The sequence below is a fragment of the Flavobacterium sp. W1B genome (genome assembly GCF_047344965.1).
Classification (GTDB): domain Bacteria; phylum Bacteroidota; class Bacteroidia; order Flavobacteriales; family Flavobacteriaceae; genus Flavobacterium.
The window spans coordinates 1,094,159-1,109,698 of record NZ_CP178845.1 but is presented as its reverse complement, the minus strand read 5'-3'; the positions used below and the strand labels follow the sequence as shown (position 1 = coordinate 1,109,698).

At 35.7% G+C, this 15,540-nt stretch carries 16 protein-coding genes; all 16 read left to right on the top strand.

The features are described 5' to 3' along the window. The first annotated feature begins 47 nt into the window (after window positions 1–47). The 16 genes from ACMDB5_RS04890 (at window position 48) to ACMDB5_RS04815 (ending at window position 15,498) form a co-directional block, all read left to right on the top strand. Window positions 48–596 (top strand): NADH-quinone oxidoreductase subunit B, encoded by a 549-nt coding sequence (locus ACMDB5_RS04890; RefSeq protein WP_413999897.1) that lies wholly within the window; start codon window positions 48–50, stop codon window positions 594–596. 4 nt (window positions 597–600) lie between these two features. Then, complete coding sequence (locus tag ACMDB5_RS04885; protein ID WP_413999896.1) at window positions 601–1,122, top strand: NADH-quinone oxidoreductase subunit C; 522 nt, start codon at window positions 601–603, stop codon at window positions 1,120–1,122. A gap of 32 nt (window positions 1,123–1,154) precedes the next feature. Continuing rightward, window positions 1,155–2,393, top strand: a complete 1,239-nt coding sequence (locus ACMDB5_RS04880; protein ID WP_413999895.1) for an NADH-quinone oxidoreductase subunit D — start codon at window positions 1,155–1,157, stop codon at window positions 2,391–2,393. 3 nt (window positions 2,394–2,396) lie between these two features. Further along, complete coding sequence (nuoE, locus tag ACMDB5_RS04875; RefSeq protein ID WP_413999894.1) at window positions 2,397–2,927, top strand: NADH-quinone oxidoreductase subunit NuoE; 531 nt, start codon at window positions 2,397–2,399, stop codon at window positions 2,925–2,927. 1 nt (window position 2,928) lies between these two features. Next, window positions 2,929–4,296 (top strand): NADH-quinone oxidoreductase subunit NuoF, encoded by a 1,368-nt coding sequence (nuoF, locus tag ACMDB5_RS04870; RefSeq protein ID WP_413999893.1) that lies wholly within the window; start codon window positions 2,929–2,931, stop codon window positions 4,294–4,296. Between the two features lie 60 nt (window positions 4,297–4,356). Further along, a complete protein-coding gene (locus ACMDB5_RS04865; RefSeq protein ID WP_413999892.1) occupies window positions 4,357–5,400 on the top strand; it encodes a 2Fe-2S iron-sulfur cluster-binding protein in 1,044 nt (347 codons plus the stop codon). A gap of 3 nt (window positions 5,401–5,403) precedes the next feature. Next, window positions 5,404–6,456, top strand: coding sequence for an NADH-quinone oxidoreductase subunit NuoH (nuoH, locus tag ACMDB5_RS04860; RefSeq protein ID WP_413999891.1), 1,053 nt, complete (start codon window positions 5,404–5,406; stop codon window positions 6,454–6,456). 134 nt (window positions 6,457–6,590) lie between these two features. Continuing rightward, window positions 6,591–7,136, top strand: coding sequence for a NuoI/complex I 23 kDa subunit family protein (locus tag ACMDB5_RS04855; protein WP_413999890.1), 546 nt, complete (start codon window positions 6,591–6,593; stop codon window positions 7,134–7,136). Then, window positions 7,136–7,648: an NADH-quinone oxidoreductase subunit J gene (locus ACMDB5_RS04850; RefSeq protein ID WP_413999889.1), complete on the top strand. Its 513-nt coding sequence runs from the start codon at window positions 7,136–7,138 to the stop codon at window positions 7,646–7,648. Before ACMDB5_RS04855 ends, ACMDB5_RS04850 begins: the two co-directional genes overlap by 1 nt. Window position 7,649: 1 nt before the next feature. Then, window positions 7,650–7,970 (top strand): NADH-quinone oxidoreductase subunit NuoK, encoded by a 321-nt coding sequence (nuoK, locus tag ACMDB5_RS04845; protein WP_074723985.1) that lies wholly within the window; start codon window positions 7,650–7,652, stop codon window positions 7,968–7,970. Window positions 7,971–7,976: 6 nt separating this feature from the next. Then, on the top strand, window positions 7,977–9,860 hold the full coding sequence (nuoL, locus tag ACMDB5_RS04840) for an NADH-quinone oxidoreductase subunit L (protein ID WP_413999888.1): 1,884 nt from the start codon (window positions 7,977–7,979) through the stop codon (window positions 9,858–9,860). A 9-nt stretch (window positions 9,861–9,869) separates the two neighbouring features. Further along, entirely contained in the window at window positions 9,870–11,312 is a 1,443-nt protein-coding gene (locus tag ACMDB5_RS04835; protein WP_413999887.1) for a complex I subunit 4 family protein, read from the top strand. A gap of 12 nt (window positions 11,313–11,324) precedes the next feature. Continuing rightward, window positions 11,325–12,695: an NADH-quinone oxidoreductase subunit N gene (locus ACMDB5_RS04830; RefSeq protein WP_413999886.1), complete on the top strand. Its 1,371-nt coding sequence runs from the start codon at window positions 11,325–11,327 to the stop codon at window positions 12,693–12,695. A gap of 194 nt (window positions 12,696–12,889) precedes the next feature. Then, the gene (locus ACMDB5_RS04825) at window positions 12,890–13,606 is read left to right on the top strand and encodes a DsbA family protein (protein ID WP_413999885.1); all 717 of its coding nucleotides are present in this window, start codon (window positions 12,890–12,892) and stop codon (window positions 13,604–13,606) included. Window positions 13,607–13,792: 186 nt separating this feature from the next. Continuing rightward, window positions 13,793–15,067 (top strand): Y-family DNA polymerase, encoded by a 1,275-nt coding sequence (locus tag ACMDB5_RS04820; RefSeq protein ID WP_413999884.1) that lies wholly within the window; start codon window positions 13,793–13,795, stop codon window positions 15,065–15,067. Next, window positions 15,058–15,498 (top strand): LexA family protein, encoded by a 441-nt coding sequence (locus tag ACMDB5_RS04815; RefSeq protein WP_413999883.1) that lies wholly within the window; start codon window positions 15,058–15,060, stop codon window positions 15,496–15,498. Before ACMDB5_RS04820 ends, ACMDB5_RS04815 begins: the two co-directional genes overlap by 10 nt. Window positions 15,499–15,540: the final 42 nt, after the last annotated feature.

The window sequence follows — 15,540 nt, the reverse complement described above, 5'->3', positions numbered from 1 at the left end:
TTTGAACATTCAAAATTTACAATTCAAAATTCAAAATAACAATACAAATGAGTAATTCAGATATAAAAATGGTTGAGCCGCCAGAAGGTGTTGTTGGCGAAGGATTCTTTGCAACAAAACTAAATGATGTTGTAGGTTTAGCTCGTGCCAATTCACTTTGGCCATTACCTTTTGCAACCTCATGTTGCGGTATTGAATTTATGGCAACGATGGCCTCACATTACGATTTAGCACGATTTGGTTCTGAGCGTGTGAGTTTCTCTCCTCGTCAAGCAGATATGCTTATGGTAATGGGGACCATTTCTAAAAAAATGGCACCTATTTTACGTCAAGTATACGAACAAATGTCTGAGCCTCGTTGGGTTATTGCCGTAGGCGCTTGCGCCACTTCAGGTGGAATTTTTGATACTTATTCTGTTCTTCAAGGAATTGACAAAGTAATACCAGTTGATGTTTACGTTCCTGGATGTCCGCCAAGACCTGAGCAAATCGTAGACGGAGTAATGAAATTACAAGAATTAGTTAAGACTGAATCTGTAAGAAGAAGAAGTTCTCCTGAGTACCAAGAATTATTGGCTTCTTATAATATCAAATAACGAGATGGCATTAGAAAATACAGATATTCAAGATAAATTAACGGAAACCTTTGGCGAAAGCGTTTTCAATTTTCAACAGCAAAAAGATATTTTTTCCTTTGAAATTGAGGCTGATAAAAACAAAGCCGTAATTCTATTCTTGAAAAACGACCCTATATTACGTTTTCACTTTTTAACTGATTTATGTGGAATTCATTATCCTGATAATGAAGTTGACAAACAGTTTGCAATTGTTTATCATTTACACAATTGGTACGAAAACAAACGTATAAAAATCAAAACCTATATTAATGGTGAAAAACCAGAAATAAAAACAATATCAAATATTTTCTTGAGTTCGAATTGGATGGAAAGAGAAACGTTTGATTTTTACGGTGTAGATTTTATAGGTCATCCACAATTGAAACGCATCCTGAACATGGATGAAATGATCTCTTTCCCAATGCGTAAAGAGTTCCCTATGGAAGATGGCGGAAGAACCGATAAAGATGACCGTTTTTTCGGTAGAACAATAGACAATTGCTAAAAACACATTCTATAATTTTTCACATTCTATAAATGTCAGAACTATTATTACCACCAGAGCATCGATATGCTAAAATAATAAAAGAGAAGCTAAATGAAGATGGAAGCGAGCTATCTATCCTGAATTTAGGTCCTACTCACCCAGCTACACATGGTATTTTTCAAAATATCTTGTTGATGGATGGGGAACGAATTTTAGAAGCGGAACCAACCATTGGTTACATCCACCGTGCTTTTGAAAAGATCGCTGAAAATCGTCCTTTTTACCAAATTACTCCACTTACAGACCGAATGAACTATTGCTCCTCTCCTATCAACAATATGGGATGGTGGATGACTTTAGAAAAATTATTGGATATTGAAGTACCAAAACGTGCCCAATATTTAAGGGTTATTGTGATGGAATTGGCCAGAATAGCAGATCACATTATCTGTAACTCTATTCTAGGTGTAGATACGGGTGCTTATACCGGTTTCCTATACGTTTTTCAATTCAGAGAAAAAATATATGAAATCTACGAAGAAATTTGTGGAGCTCGTTTAACAACGAATATGGGAAGAATTGGTGGTTTCGAAAGAGACTGGTCACCAGAAGCATTTAGAAAATTAGATCTTTTTTTAGAGGAATTTCCAGCAGCTTGGAAAGAATTTGAAAATTTATTCGAAAGAAATAGAATTTTTATTGACAGAACGGTAGACGTTGGACCAATATCTGCTGAACAAGCAATGTCTTACGGATTTACAGGACCAAACTTGCGTGCGTCAGGCGTTGATTATGATGTGCGTGTAGCACATCCATACAGCTCATACGAAGATTTTGATTTTATAATTCCTGTTGGAAAATCAGGTGATACTTACGATCGTTTTTGCGTACGTAATGCCGAAGTTTGGGAAAGTTTGAAAATCATTCGCCAAGCATTGGACAAAATGCCGGAAGGAAATGAATATCACGCTGAAGTTCCTGATTACTATTTGCCTCCAAAAGAAGATGTTTACACCAGCATGGAATCTTTAATATATCATTTCAAAATTGTAATGGGAGAAGTTCCTGTTCCAGTTGCAGAAATATATCACGCAGTAGAAGGCGGTAACGGTGAACTTGGTTTTTACTTAGTAACTGACGGAAGCCGTACTCCTTACAGACTCCATTTTAGAAGACCTTGTTTTATTTATTACCAAGCTTACCCTGAAATGATAAAAGGATCATTGTTATCTGACGCTATTGTTATATTGTCAAGTTTAAACGTAATTGCTGGAGAATTAGACGCATAAATTATGAAATGTACCCATTACAAACAAGAAATAAACATGACTGATACATTGATGAACCGCATCAATGAATTGATAAGTCATTATCCCGCAGACAAAAGAAAATCGGCTTTATTGCCGGTTTTGCATGAAGTTCAGGACGCTCACGATAATTGGATGAGTGTTGAATTGATGGACAAAGTAGCCGAAATTCTTCAGATATTGCCTATTGAAGTTTATGAAGTGGTTTCCTTTTATTCCATGTACAATCAAAAACCTGTCGGGAAATATATGTTTGAATTTTGTCAAACTTCGCCATGTTGCCTAAACGGAACCGAAGATTTGATGGACTATACCTGCGAAAAACTAGGTGTAAAAATTGGAGAAACAACTCCAGACGGTCTTTTTGAAGTAAAAGGAGTAGAATGCTTAGGAGCTTGTGGCTATGCCCCAATGATGCAATTGGGTGATTTTTACAAAGAGCATCTTACCAAAGAAAAAATCGATCAGTTAATTGCTGATTGCCGAGATAATAAAATAATATTACACGATAAATAAGATGTCAAAAAAAATATTATTAGACAAAATAAACATTCCTGGAATCAAAACCTATGAAGTATATCGCCAAAACGGTGGTTATGCTTCGGTAGAAAAAGCGATGAAAACAATGACTCCTGACGAAGTTGTTGAGCAAGTTAAAACATCAGGACTTCGTGGTCGTGGTGGTGCTGGATTCCCTGCCGGAATGAAATGGAGTTTTATTGATAAAAAATCAGGAAAACCAAGACATTTAGTTTGTAATGCCGATGAATCTGAACCGGGAACATTTAAAGATCGCTATTTGATGGAATTTATTCCTCATTTATTGATTGAAGGAATGATTACTTCGAGTTTTGCATTGGGTGCAAACCTTTCTTATATCTACATTCGTGGAGAATATATGTGGGTTTATAAAATTCTGGAAAGAGCCATTGCCGAAGCAAAAGCTGCGGGTTGGTTAGGAAAAAACATACTAGGTACAGGATACGATTTAGAACTTTATGTTCATTGTGGTGCCGGTGCTTACATCTGTGGTGAAGAAACCGCACTTATTGAATCATTGGAAGGAAAAAGAGGAAACCCTCGTATCAAACCGCCATTCCCTGCGGTTTCTGGACTTTGGGCAAATCCTACTGTGGTTAACAATGTAGAAACTATTGCTACAGTGCCGTGGATTATTAATAATTCTGGAGATGATTATGCAAAAATCGGAATCGGAAGATCTACGGGAACCAAATTAATTTCGGCTTCAGGAAATATCAAAAACCCAGGAGTTTATGAAATCGAATTAGGTTTAAGTGTTTACGAATTCATGAATTCAGATGAATATTTAGGCGGAATGAGTTCTGACAGACCCTTGAAAGCATTAGTGCCAGGAGGATCATCAGTGCCAATTTTACCTGCTGATTTAATATACAAAACCGCTAACGGAGAAGACCGTTTGATGTCTTACGAATCTTTGAGCGACGGTGGATTTGCAACAGGATCGATGTTAGGTTCGGGAGGTTTTATAGTTTACGATGATACAGCTTGTATTGTACGTAATACTTGGAATTTTGCCCGTTTTTACCACCACGAAAGTTGCGGACAATGTACTCCATGTCGTGAAGGTACGGGTTGGTTAGAAAAAGTATTGTGGCGTATCGAAAACGGACAAGGTCGTGAAGAAGATATCGATTTGCTTTGGAGTATTCAGAGTAAAATTGAAGGAAACACTATCTGCCCATTAGGTGATGCGGCTTCATGGCCAGTAGCAGCAGCTATCCGTCATTTTAGAGACGAATTTGAATACCATGTTCGTTTCCCAGAAAGAATAAAAAACAGAGACCATTTTGTTGCGGAACCTTTTGAAAAAGTAAAGCATTTAGTTTCTAAAGTAATAGTATAATTTAGTCGAAAGTTAAAAAGTTAAACGTTGTAAAACATTTGACATTAAGGCATAAATAAAATGAAAGTAACAATAGACGGTCAAGCGATTGAAGTAGAACCAGGGACAACCATTCTGCAAGCAGCACGTATGATAGGCGGGGAATCCGTTCCACCAGCGATGTGCTACTATTCTAAATTAAAAGGTAGCGGCGGAAAATGCCGTTGCTGTTTAGTGGAAGTTGCCAAAGGAAGTGAAGCAGATCCAAGACCAATGCCAAAACTAATGGCTTCTTGTGTAACAGGATGTATGGACGGCATGGAAGTAAACAGCAAATCTTCTGACAGAGTAAAAGAAGCCAGAGAATCAGTAACTGAATTTTTATTGATCAACCACCCACTAGACTGTCCTATTTGTGACCAAGCTGGTGAATGTGATTTACAGGATTTAAGTTTTGAACATGGTAAAGCAAAAAGCCGTTTCATAGAAGAAAAAAGAACTTTTGAACCAGAAGATATTGGTCCAAATATTCAATTGCATATGAATCGTTGTATTTTATGCCAACGATGCGTACAAGTTGCCGATCAATTGACAGACAATCGTGTACACGGTGTAATGGACAGAGGAGATCATTCTAATATTTCGACTTGTATTTCTAAAGCAATCGACAATGAATTTTCTGGAAACATGATCGATGTTTGCCCTGTAGGTGCATTGACCGACAAAACCTTCCGTTTCAAATCCAGAGTTTGGTTCAACAAGCCTTTCGATGCACACAGAGATTGTGACAAATGTTGTGGAAAAACAACACTTTGGATGTTTGGTGACGAAATACAAAGAGTTACCGGAAGAAAAGATATCTACCATGAAGTGGAAGAATTCATCTGTAATGGTTGTCGTTTTGACCACAAAGACCCTTCCCATTGGGTTATTGAAGGACCAAGAGAATTTGATAAAGATTCGGTTATCAACCAAAACAATTATACTCAAGAACTAGAAACAGTTCATATAGCTACCGAAGAAGGAATTCTTAAAGGAAGAGAGCAAGACCGCAAGAAAATAAGTATGTCTGCTATCCCATTGAAGAAAGAAGAAGGAGACGATTTTAAACATGGTAATCTTTAAGAAATGGATAGTACAATCATTATAGAAAAAAGTATAATCATACTAGTAGTTTTTGCCATTACGATGCTTATGGCAATGTATTCTACTCTTGCTGAAAGAAAAGTTGCTGCATGGATTCAAGACCGTATCGGTCCAAACAGAGCCGGAAAAGGAGGTGTTTTACAACCACTTGCCGATGGGTTAAAATTATTCTCTAAAGAAGAATTTGAGCCAGATACTCCTAATCGATTTTTATTTTTCGTAGGTCCTGCAATTGCCATGAGTACGGCTTTGATGACCAGTGCCGTTATTCCTTGGGGAGATAAATTTCATCTTTTTGGCAGAGATATCATCTTACAAGCCACTGACATTGATATTGCCTTGTTATACATTATTGGAATCCTATCAATAGGTGTTTACGGAATCATGATTGGTGGATGGGCATCTAACAATAAATTCTCATTGATGGGAGCGGTACGTGCCGCTTCGCAAATGATTTCATACGAAGTAGCGATGGGACTTTCATTAATAGCCTTATTAATGATGACCGGTACCTTAAGTCTTAGAGAAATTTCATTGCAACAATCAGGAATGAACTGGAATGTGTTTTACCAACCTCTTTCTTTCTTGATTTTCTTGGTTTGTGCCTTTGCAGAGACCAACAGAACGCCGTTTGATTTAGCGGAATGTGAAACCGAATTAATTGGAGGATACCATTTGGAATATTCATCGATGAAAATGGGATTCTATTTATTTGCTGAATATGCAAACATGTTTATTTCATCTGCTATTCTTGCTATTTTATTCTTTGGAGGATACAATTATCCTGGAATGAGTTGGGCAGTAGAAAACTGGGGAGTAAATATTGCCAACCTAATAGGAATTGTCGTATTATTTGTAAAAATATGTGGGTTCATTTTCTTCTATATGTGGGTAAGATGGACAATTCCAAGATTTAGATACGACCAATTGATGCATTTAGGATGGAGAATTTTAATTCCGTTATCAATCATCAATATCATTATTACCGGAATCGTAATTTTGAGAGCTGAAATAGCTGTATTCTTAGGATTTTAATTAGAACAGATTAGCTCTAGCCCTGATAGCAGTGGAAATCCTTTTATCCTGAACTTGTTTCAGGATCCTGAAACAAGTTCAGGATAAAAGATTGAAACGAATAGCAGGATTAGCTAAAAATAAAAATAAAAAAAATGTCAATAGAAAGCATATCCTTATCGGGAAGAAAAAAGCTAGTCTCTAATAAAGAGATGAGCTTTTGGGAAAGAATGTACCTTGTTGCGATTGTCAAAGGTTTGATGATAACATTAAAACATTTATTCTCCAGAAAAGTTACCATTCAATATCCTGAACAGGTTCGTGAAATGAGTCCTGTTTATAGAGGTCAACACCAATTGAAACGTGATGAATTAGGTAGAGAAAACTGTACTGCTTGTGGTTTATGTGCATTGTCTTGTCCTGCCGAAGCCATTACAATGAAAGCGGCTGAACGTAAACCTGAGGAAAAAATGCTATACCGTGAGGAAAAATACGCTTCTATATACGAAATTAATATGTTGCGTTGTATTTTCTGCGGACTATGTGAAGAAGCTTGTCCTAAAGACGCTATTTATTTAACCACTTCAAAAGTCTTGGTTCCTTCTAGTTATGATAGAGAAGATTTTATTTTTGGAAAAGACAGATTAGTTATGCCTTTGGATATCGCAATGAAAAATGCTCAACTTAAAAACGCTAACTAATGTCAACGATACTTATTATATTTTGTGTTTTAGCTGCCATCACTTTGTCAACGGCCTTTTTGTCGATCTTTAGCAGAAACCCAATTCACAGTGCTCTTTATCTTGTAATTTGCTTTTTCTCAATTGCAGGTCATTACTTATTATTGAATTCCCAGTTCTTGGCAATTGTTCATATTATTGTATACTCGGGAGCAATTATGATTTTGTTTTTGTTTACCATCATGTTGATGAACCTAAACAAGGAAAACGAAGTACACAAACCTAGAATTACTCGACTAGGAGCTATTGTCTCTTTTTGTTTGATTTGCGTGGTTTTAATTCTAGTTTTCATCAACTCTAAACCAATTATTGGCGAATATCTATCCACAGGAGAAGATTACCAATCTATAAAAGTTTTGGGTCATGTGCTGTTGAACGAATATATGGTACCTTTTGAATTTGCATCTATTCTGCTTTTAGTGGCAATGATAGGAACAGTTCTATTGTCTAAAAAAGAAAAAAAAGAGAAATAACATGAATAATATTTTAAATGAAATAGGCATCGAAAACTATATTTTCCTTTCTACGATACTTTTTTGTATTGGGGTTTTTGGAGTTTTATACAGACGAAATGCTATCATCGTATTTATGTCAATCGAAATTATGTTAAATGCAGTCAATCTTTTGTTTGTTGCATTCTCTACCTATCACCAAGATGCACAAGGGCAAATTTTCGTGTTTTTCTCAATGGCTGTAGCTGCTGCCGAGGTTGCCGTAGGTCTGGCTATTCTAGTTTCGATATTTAGAAATTTAGGTTCGATTGATATCAATAATTTAAAAAACTTAAAAGGATAAACTATAATGAATACGAATTTAGCTTTACTCTTATTATTAGCTCCTTTTTTAGGATTTTTATTTAATATTTTCTTTGGGAAAAATATCGGAAAGTCGGCTTCCGGGATAATCGGAACATTTGCTGTTGTGGTTTCTTTTGTAGTTAGTATTTTCTTTTTTCTTCAAATAAATCAAACTCAACAACCAATCAGCATTCAATTATTTGATTGGATCCAAATCAGTAATTTCAAGGTAGATTTTGGTTTTCTTTTAGATCAATTGTCAATTTTATGGTTGCTTTTTGTAACCGGGATTGGTTCATTGATTCACCTATACTCCATCAGCTACATGCATGATGACGAGAACATGCACAAGTTTTTTGCTTATTTGAATTTGTTTATCTTCTTCATGATTGCTTTGGTAATTGGAAGCAACTTATTGGTATTATTCATCGGATGGGAAGGCGTTGGACTTTGTTCTTACCTACTTATCGGGTTTTGGCATAAAAACCAAGATTTCAATGATGCGGCTAAAAAAGCTTTTATCATGAATAGAATTGGGGATTTAGGATTGTTGATCGGAATATTCATCATCGGTTCTTTATTCTCGACTTTAGATTATGCTAGTTTAAAAACAGCTATCGCAGGTGCTACAGATTTAAACATGTACTGGATCTCGGCAGCAGCTTTTGCTTTATTTATTGGCGCTTGTGGAAAATCAGCACAAATTCCATTATATACATGGTTGCCGGATGCAATGGCGGGTCCAACACCGGTTTCGGCATTGATACACGCTGCAACAATGGTTACCGCAGGTATTTTTATGATCACAAGATTAAATTTCTTATTTGATCTAGCTCCAGATGTTCAAAACATCATCGCCATTGTGGGTTCAGTTACTGCTTTGGTAGCCGCAACAATTGCATTGGTACAAACCGACATCAAAAAAGTATTGGCTTATTCAACCGTTTCACAACTGGGATTAATGTTCTTGGCTTTAGGTTTAGGTGCTTATGAAGTAGCCGTTTTCCACGTAATCACACATGCATTCTTCAAAGCTTGTTTGTTCTTGGGTTCTGGTTCGGTTATTCATGCTTTGCACGGGGAACAAGACATGCGTAAAATGGGTGGATTGAAAAAAGTAATGGGAATTACCTTTATCACTTTCTTAATCTCTTCATTAGCAATTTCAGGAATCCCTCCATTCTCAGGATTTTTCTCGAAAGATGAAATCTTGTTAGTCGCTTTTGAACACAACAAAGTATTATGGTTTATTGCTTCATTGGCTTCGCTTATGACGGCATTCTATATGTTCCGATTATTATATCTTACTTTCTTCAAAGAATTTAGAGGCACAGCCGAACAAAAGAGTCATTTACACGAAAGTCCTTCTTTGATTACTTTCCCTTTAATTGTTTTGGCAATCTTAGCTACAATAGGTGGATTGATTAGTTTACCAACCAACAGCTGGTTAAATGGCTATCTTGCTCCTTTATTTACAAAAACAGCAAACGAGGCACATCATTTTGGAACAACCGAATATGCATTGATGGCAGTTGCTGTAATTGGCGGAATAATAGGAATCGCAATTGCTTATGCAAAATACATCAAACAAAACCAAGTTCCTACTGAAGATTCTCAAATTACTGGTTTTGCAAAAGTACTTTACAACAAATATTATGTAGATGAAATCTATGACTATTTATTTGTAAAATCAACAAACAGCCTGTCAAGATTTTTTAGAGATAATGTAGAAACTACTTTGTCCTCTGCGGTTTTCGGATTAGGAAAAGTAACCAACGAAATAGCGTTTCAAGGAAGAAAATTACAAAGCGGAAGTATCGGTTTTTATCTTTTTGCTTTTGTTTTAGGGCTTTGCGCCATTGTAACCTATTTATTTTTAGCTCAATAATTTTATACCATGAACGTATCACTACTATTAATAATACTTTTTGTTGGTGCATTTGCAACTTATCTTGCCGGTGACAAACTGGCTTCAAAAGTGGCTTTATTCTTTGGACTATCTGCTTTAGGATGTTCTATAGTATTGTTAAACCATTTTAATGCTGGAGAAAACATTAGCTTTATAAGCCAATGGATTAACCAACCTAATATTGCATTTGCTTTAAAAGCAGACGGTTTATCTATAGCCATGCTATTGCTGACAACGGCTTTGACTCCAATAATCATATTTTCATCCTTTGGAAATGACTATAAAAATTCTAAAGCCTTCTATAGTCTGATCTTGTTTATGGCTTTTGCCATGGCGGGAACTTTCTTGGCAGCTGATGGTCTTTTATATTACATTTTCTGGGAATTGTCATTAATTCCTATTTACTTCATTGCTTTGATTTGGGGTAATGGTGATACCGAGGAACGCAAAAAAGCTGTGGTAAAATTCTTTATCTATACCCTTGCAGGATCTTTATTCATGCTTGTTGCTTTTGTTTATTTGTACCAACAAGCAGGAAGCTTTTTATTAGAAGATTTATACAAATTAAATTTATCGGCGACTGAGCAATTATGGATCTTCCTGGCTTTTTTCTTGGCCTATGCTATCAAAATTCCACTTATTCCTTTTCATACTTGGCAAGCCAGCGTTTACCAAAAAGCACCTACTGCGGGAACAATGCTTCTTTCAGGAATTATGTTAAAAATGGGATTGTACAGCGTTATCCGTTGGCAACTGCCTATTGCTCCGCTAGCGGCAAAAGAATACATGACAATCTTCATCAGTCTTGGAATTGCCGGAGTAATCTACGGTTCAATTGTAGCCTTGAGACAAAAAGATTTGAAAAAATTACTGGCTTACTCTTCATTAGCCCACGTTGGACTAATTGCCGCAGGAACCTATACACTTACCATTGACGGATTACGTGGTGCGGTTTTACAAATGATCGCGCACGGTTTTGTAATTGTTGGATTGTTTTTCATTGCTGAAATCATTTTCAGAAGATATGAAACCAGAACTATTGCCGATATGGGTGGTATTCGTAGCCAATCACCAAAATTCGCCTCATTATTTTTGATTTTGGTCTTAGCTTCTGTATCTCTTCCTACCACTTTTAACTTTGTTGGAGAGTTTACCGTATTGTATGGCCTTTCTCTAATCAATATATGGTTTGCCTTTTTAGGAGGAACAACCATTATCTTAGGCGCTTATTACATGTTGAAAATGTACCAACAAGTAATGCTTGGCGAAACCAACATAAAATCATTTGCAGATATCACAGCTAAAGAAGGAATCACTTTGGTACTTATTGTTGCCGTTCTTTTCTTCTTTGGAATGTATCCAAAACCAATAACAGACTTAATCACACCAAGTTTGGAAAATATTTTAACTCATATTAATAGAATTAACTAGTCAAATAAAAAAATGAATACATTAATAGCTATAATAGGATTAGGTGTTTTATGCCTTTTATTTGAAATTTTCGATGCCAGAAAAGCGATTATTCCAGTAACAGTTATTGGATTATTGGCCGTGCTTGGATTGAATATATCCGAATTTAATTCTCCTGCAGCCTACTACAACAATATGATTATTGTGAGTAAATTTTCTACAACATTCTCTGCATTGTTTATCATATTAACGATTTTCTTGGTTACTTTGAGCCATAAGTTTTATGAAAATCAACCCGGGAAAATATCTGATTTCATTGCCATAAAAATATTTTTATTGGCTGGAGCAGTTGCCATGGTTTCTTTTGGAAACTTAGCAATGTTCTTCTTAGGGATCGAAATTTTATCTATTGCATTATACGTTTTGGCGTCAAGCAACAGACTAAGCATAAAAAGTAACGAAGCGGGACTAAAATACTTCCTAATGGGATCTTTTGCCTCTGGAATTATTTTGTTTGGTATCTGTTTAATATACGGAGCCATGGGAAGCTTTGATGTTACTGAAATCAGTGAATTATCCCGTTCTGCGGAATTGCCAGTTTGGTTCCCAATTGGAATTATTTTAGTTGCCATTGGAATGTTTTTCAAAATCGCCGCTGTTCCTTTCCACTTTTGGGCTCCGGATGTTTATCAAGGTTCACCATCATTGACGACTGCTTTGATGAGTACTTTGGCAAAAGTTGTGGCCATCGCTACTTTATTCAAATTGCTGACTGTAATGAATGCCGATCTTTCGCCTTCTTTCCAATTAGTCATTGTCATTATTTCTATGGCTTCTATGACGGTAGGTAATATCATGGCATTACGCCAAGTGAATGTGAAACGTATGTTGGCTTTCTCAGGGATTTCGCATGCCGGTTTTATGTTAATGACATTGCTAAGCACTACAAATGCCGCTGGAACATTATTATATTACACTTCGGCTTATGCATTGGCAGGAATCGCCGTTTTTAGCGTGATTCTATATGTTTGCAAAAACACCGAAAATGAAGATATCACCAATTTCCACGGATTAGGAAAAACCAACCCGCTATTGGCAGCAATACTAACTGCTGGTTTGTTGTCTATGGCAGGTATTCCAATTTTTTCGGGTTTCTTTGCCAAATTATTTTTATTCAATCAAACGATTCAGGCAGGTTATATCGCTTTAGTGATCGTTGCTGTAATCAATTCTATTATAAGCGTAGGATACTACTTTAAACTGATTCTGGCAATGTATACCAAAGAGCCAAACGAAGAAAGAGCTGGGACTCCAATTACTATTTATGCAGTTGCCGTTATAGCTATTGTTCTAAATATCGCCCTTGGTTTATTTCCATCATTCGTATTGGATTTATTGGCATAAAAAACCACTGTTTCATAAAATACAAAAAACCATCAAGTCCCGATAGCAATCGGGACTTGATGGTTTTTTTATTAGATCTATTACAAAACCGCAAATTTAAATTCCCAATAAAAACATAAACCAAAACCTATTCTAAAAGCTTTTTATTACATTTGTATATACAAATAAAGAAATCTTATCAAAAATATATAAAGATGGAAAATAAATTAAAAGTACAAATCTGGTCCGATATCATGTGTCCGTATTGCTATATAGGAAAAAGGAGAATCGAAACCGCATTAACACAATTTGAACACGCAGATGCCGTTGAAATTGAATGGAAGAGTTTTCAATTGGACCCTAATTTTATTGCTTCAAAAGACGAGAATCTTACGGAACATCTGGCAGAAAAATATGGAAAAGACAAAGAATGGGCACAAGAAATGATGGACAACATGACCCAAAATGCCAAAAACTCAGGCTTGGATTTTCATTTTGAAAAAGCCATTATGGCCAATTCTTTTAATGCACATCGTTTGTTGCATTTGGCCAAAGAAAATCACTTGGGAAATGAACTAAAAGAACTATTGTTTAAAGCTTATTTAACTGAAGGAAAAAACATAGACGATTACGAAACCTTAAAACAACTAGGAATCCAAGCTGGACTTGAAGCTACTGCCGTCGATAAAGTATTACAATCCGATGCTTATGCGGCAAACGTAAAACAAGACATTGCAATGGCACAAAACATAGGTGTTCAAGGCGTACCATTTTTTGTTTTAGACAATAAATATGCTGTTTCTGGCGCTCAACATGTTGAAACTTTTGTAAAAACTCTAGAAAAAGTATGGGAAGAAGGACAATTTGATTCAAAAATAACCTTATTGAACACTCCTACAGAAGGTAGTTGTGACATTAATGGTTGTAATTAAAACAAAAAAACTTTTTATAATATCCCTTTGACAAAATTTGAAACTTCGTCAAAGGGATTTTTTTTCTTCAACAAATAAAAACAGATCCTAATTCTAAACTTGCTCCACAAAAAACTACTTATCAACAATTCCAAAAAACAGCTATTATTCCAAAAACCATAAAAGCTTATTGAGTAATTTTGTACTATGTATGCTTTAGTCGATTGCAATAATTTTTATGCCTCTTGCGAACGTGTTTTCCAACCGGAATTCAACGCAAAAGCCGTTGCCATCTTATCCAATAATGATGGTTGCGTAATTTCAAGAAGTGAAGAAGCCAAAGCCGTTGGAATTCCAATGGGCGCTCCGGCATTTCAGATTAAAGATTTAGTTCGGGAAAAAAATGTAAAATTATTTTCATCCAATTATGCCCTTTATGGTGATTTAAGCCATCGTGTAATGTCAATATTAGGACAATTCACTCCCAACATTGAAATCTATAGTATCGATGAAGCTTTCTTGAATTTTGACGGAATGGCAATCCCGGATTTTCATCATTATGGTATTCAAATGAAAAAAAGAGTTCACAAATGGGTTGGGATTCCAGTTTCTATTGGTTTTGCAGAAACCAAAGCTTTATCTAAAGTTGCCAATAAAATTGCCAAAAAATTCCAAAACAGAACCCAAAGTGTTTATATAATAGATAGTAATGAGAAAAGAATCAAAGCACTGAAATGGACAAAAATTGAAGATGTTTGGGGCATCGGTTATAGAACCACTAAAAAAGCCCGATTAAAAAACATCAATACCGCATTCGATTTTATCCAACCACAACACGAAGCTTGGATCAAAAGAGAAATGGGTGTAATTGGTCTTCGACTGAAATATGAACTCGAAGGAAAATCAGTGATGGACTTAGAATCTATATCTGACCAGAAGAAAAGCATTGCCATCACTCGAAGTTTCCCGAAACAAATATCTGATTACGATTTACTCAGAGAACGTATTACCACTTTTGCTGTGGTTTGCGCCGAAAAATTAAGAAAACAAAAGTCCTGCTGTCATACCATTATCGTCATGTTAGTAATTGACAAACACACAGTTAAAACGTCAAAATATTATTTTAATGTGGCGATTACGCTGCCTTTTGCAACCAATTCAAGTTTGACAATTTCGAATGCGGCTATTGAACTATTAAAAAAGCTACATAAAGGGAATGAGCATTTAAAATTTAAAAAAGCAGGAGTAATTGTTAGCGGACTCATCGATGAGGACAAAAAACAATTTCAATTGTTTGAGGACGAAAACCCCAAACATTTGGCGTTGATGAAAGTAATGGATACGTTAAACAAGAAAATTGGATACACTCAAGTAAAAATGGCAACCCAGGATTTAAGTTTGACTTGGAATATGAATCAAAATCATTTATCACCAAAATACACCACCGATTTTAAAGATATACTCGAAATAAAATGTCTATAAAGAAAGAACAAAAACTTAGCTTTTTCCATCCAGATTATGAAAGCGAACTAAAAATTCCTTTTATCCCGGACGGAGTTTCGGCAGGATTCCCTTCTCCTGCTGCTGATTTTATGGAAAACAACATTGACCTAAATAAAGAATTAAGCGAGAATCCATTGGCTACCTTTTATATTAGAGTCAAAGGCAATTCTATGATTGATGCTGGAATAAATGACAAGGACGTACTAATTGTAGATCGAAGTCTGGAACCACAAAACAATAAAATTGCCATTTGCTTTATAGATGGGGAATTTACCGTAAAACGCATCCAACTCGAAAAAGACTGCCTCTACCTGATGCCAGAAAATCCAAATTACACACCGATAAAAGTAACCGAAGAAAATGAATTAATCATTTGGGGAATTGTAACATATGTAATAAAAAAGGTGTAAAATAAAAAAAGCCTCTTAATCAAACGATTAAGAGGCTTTTAC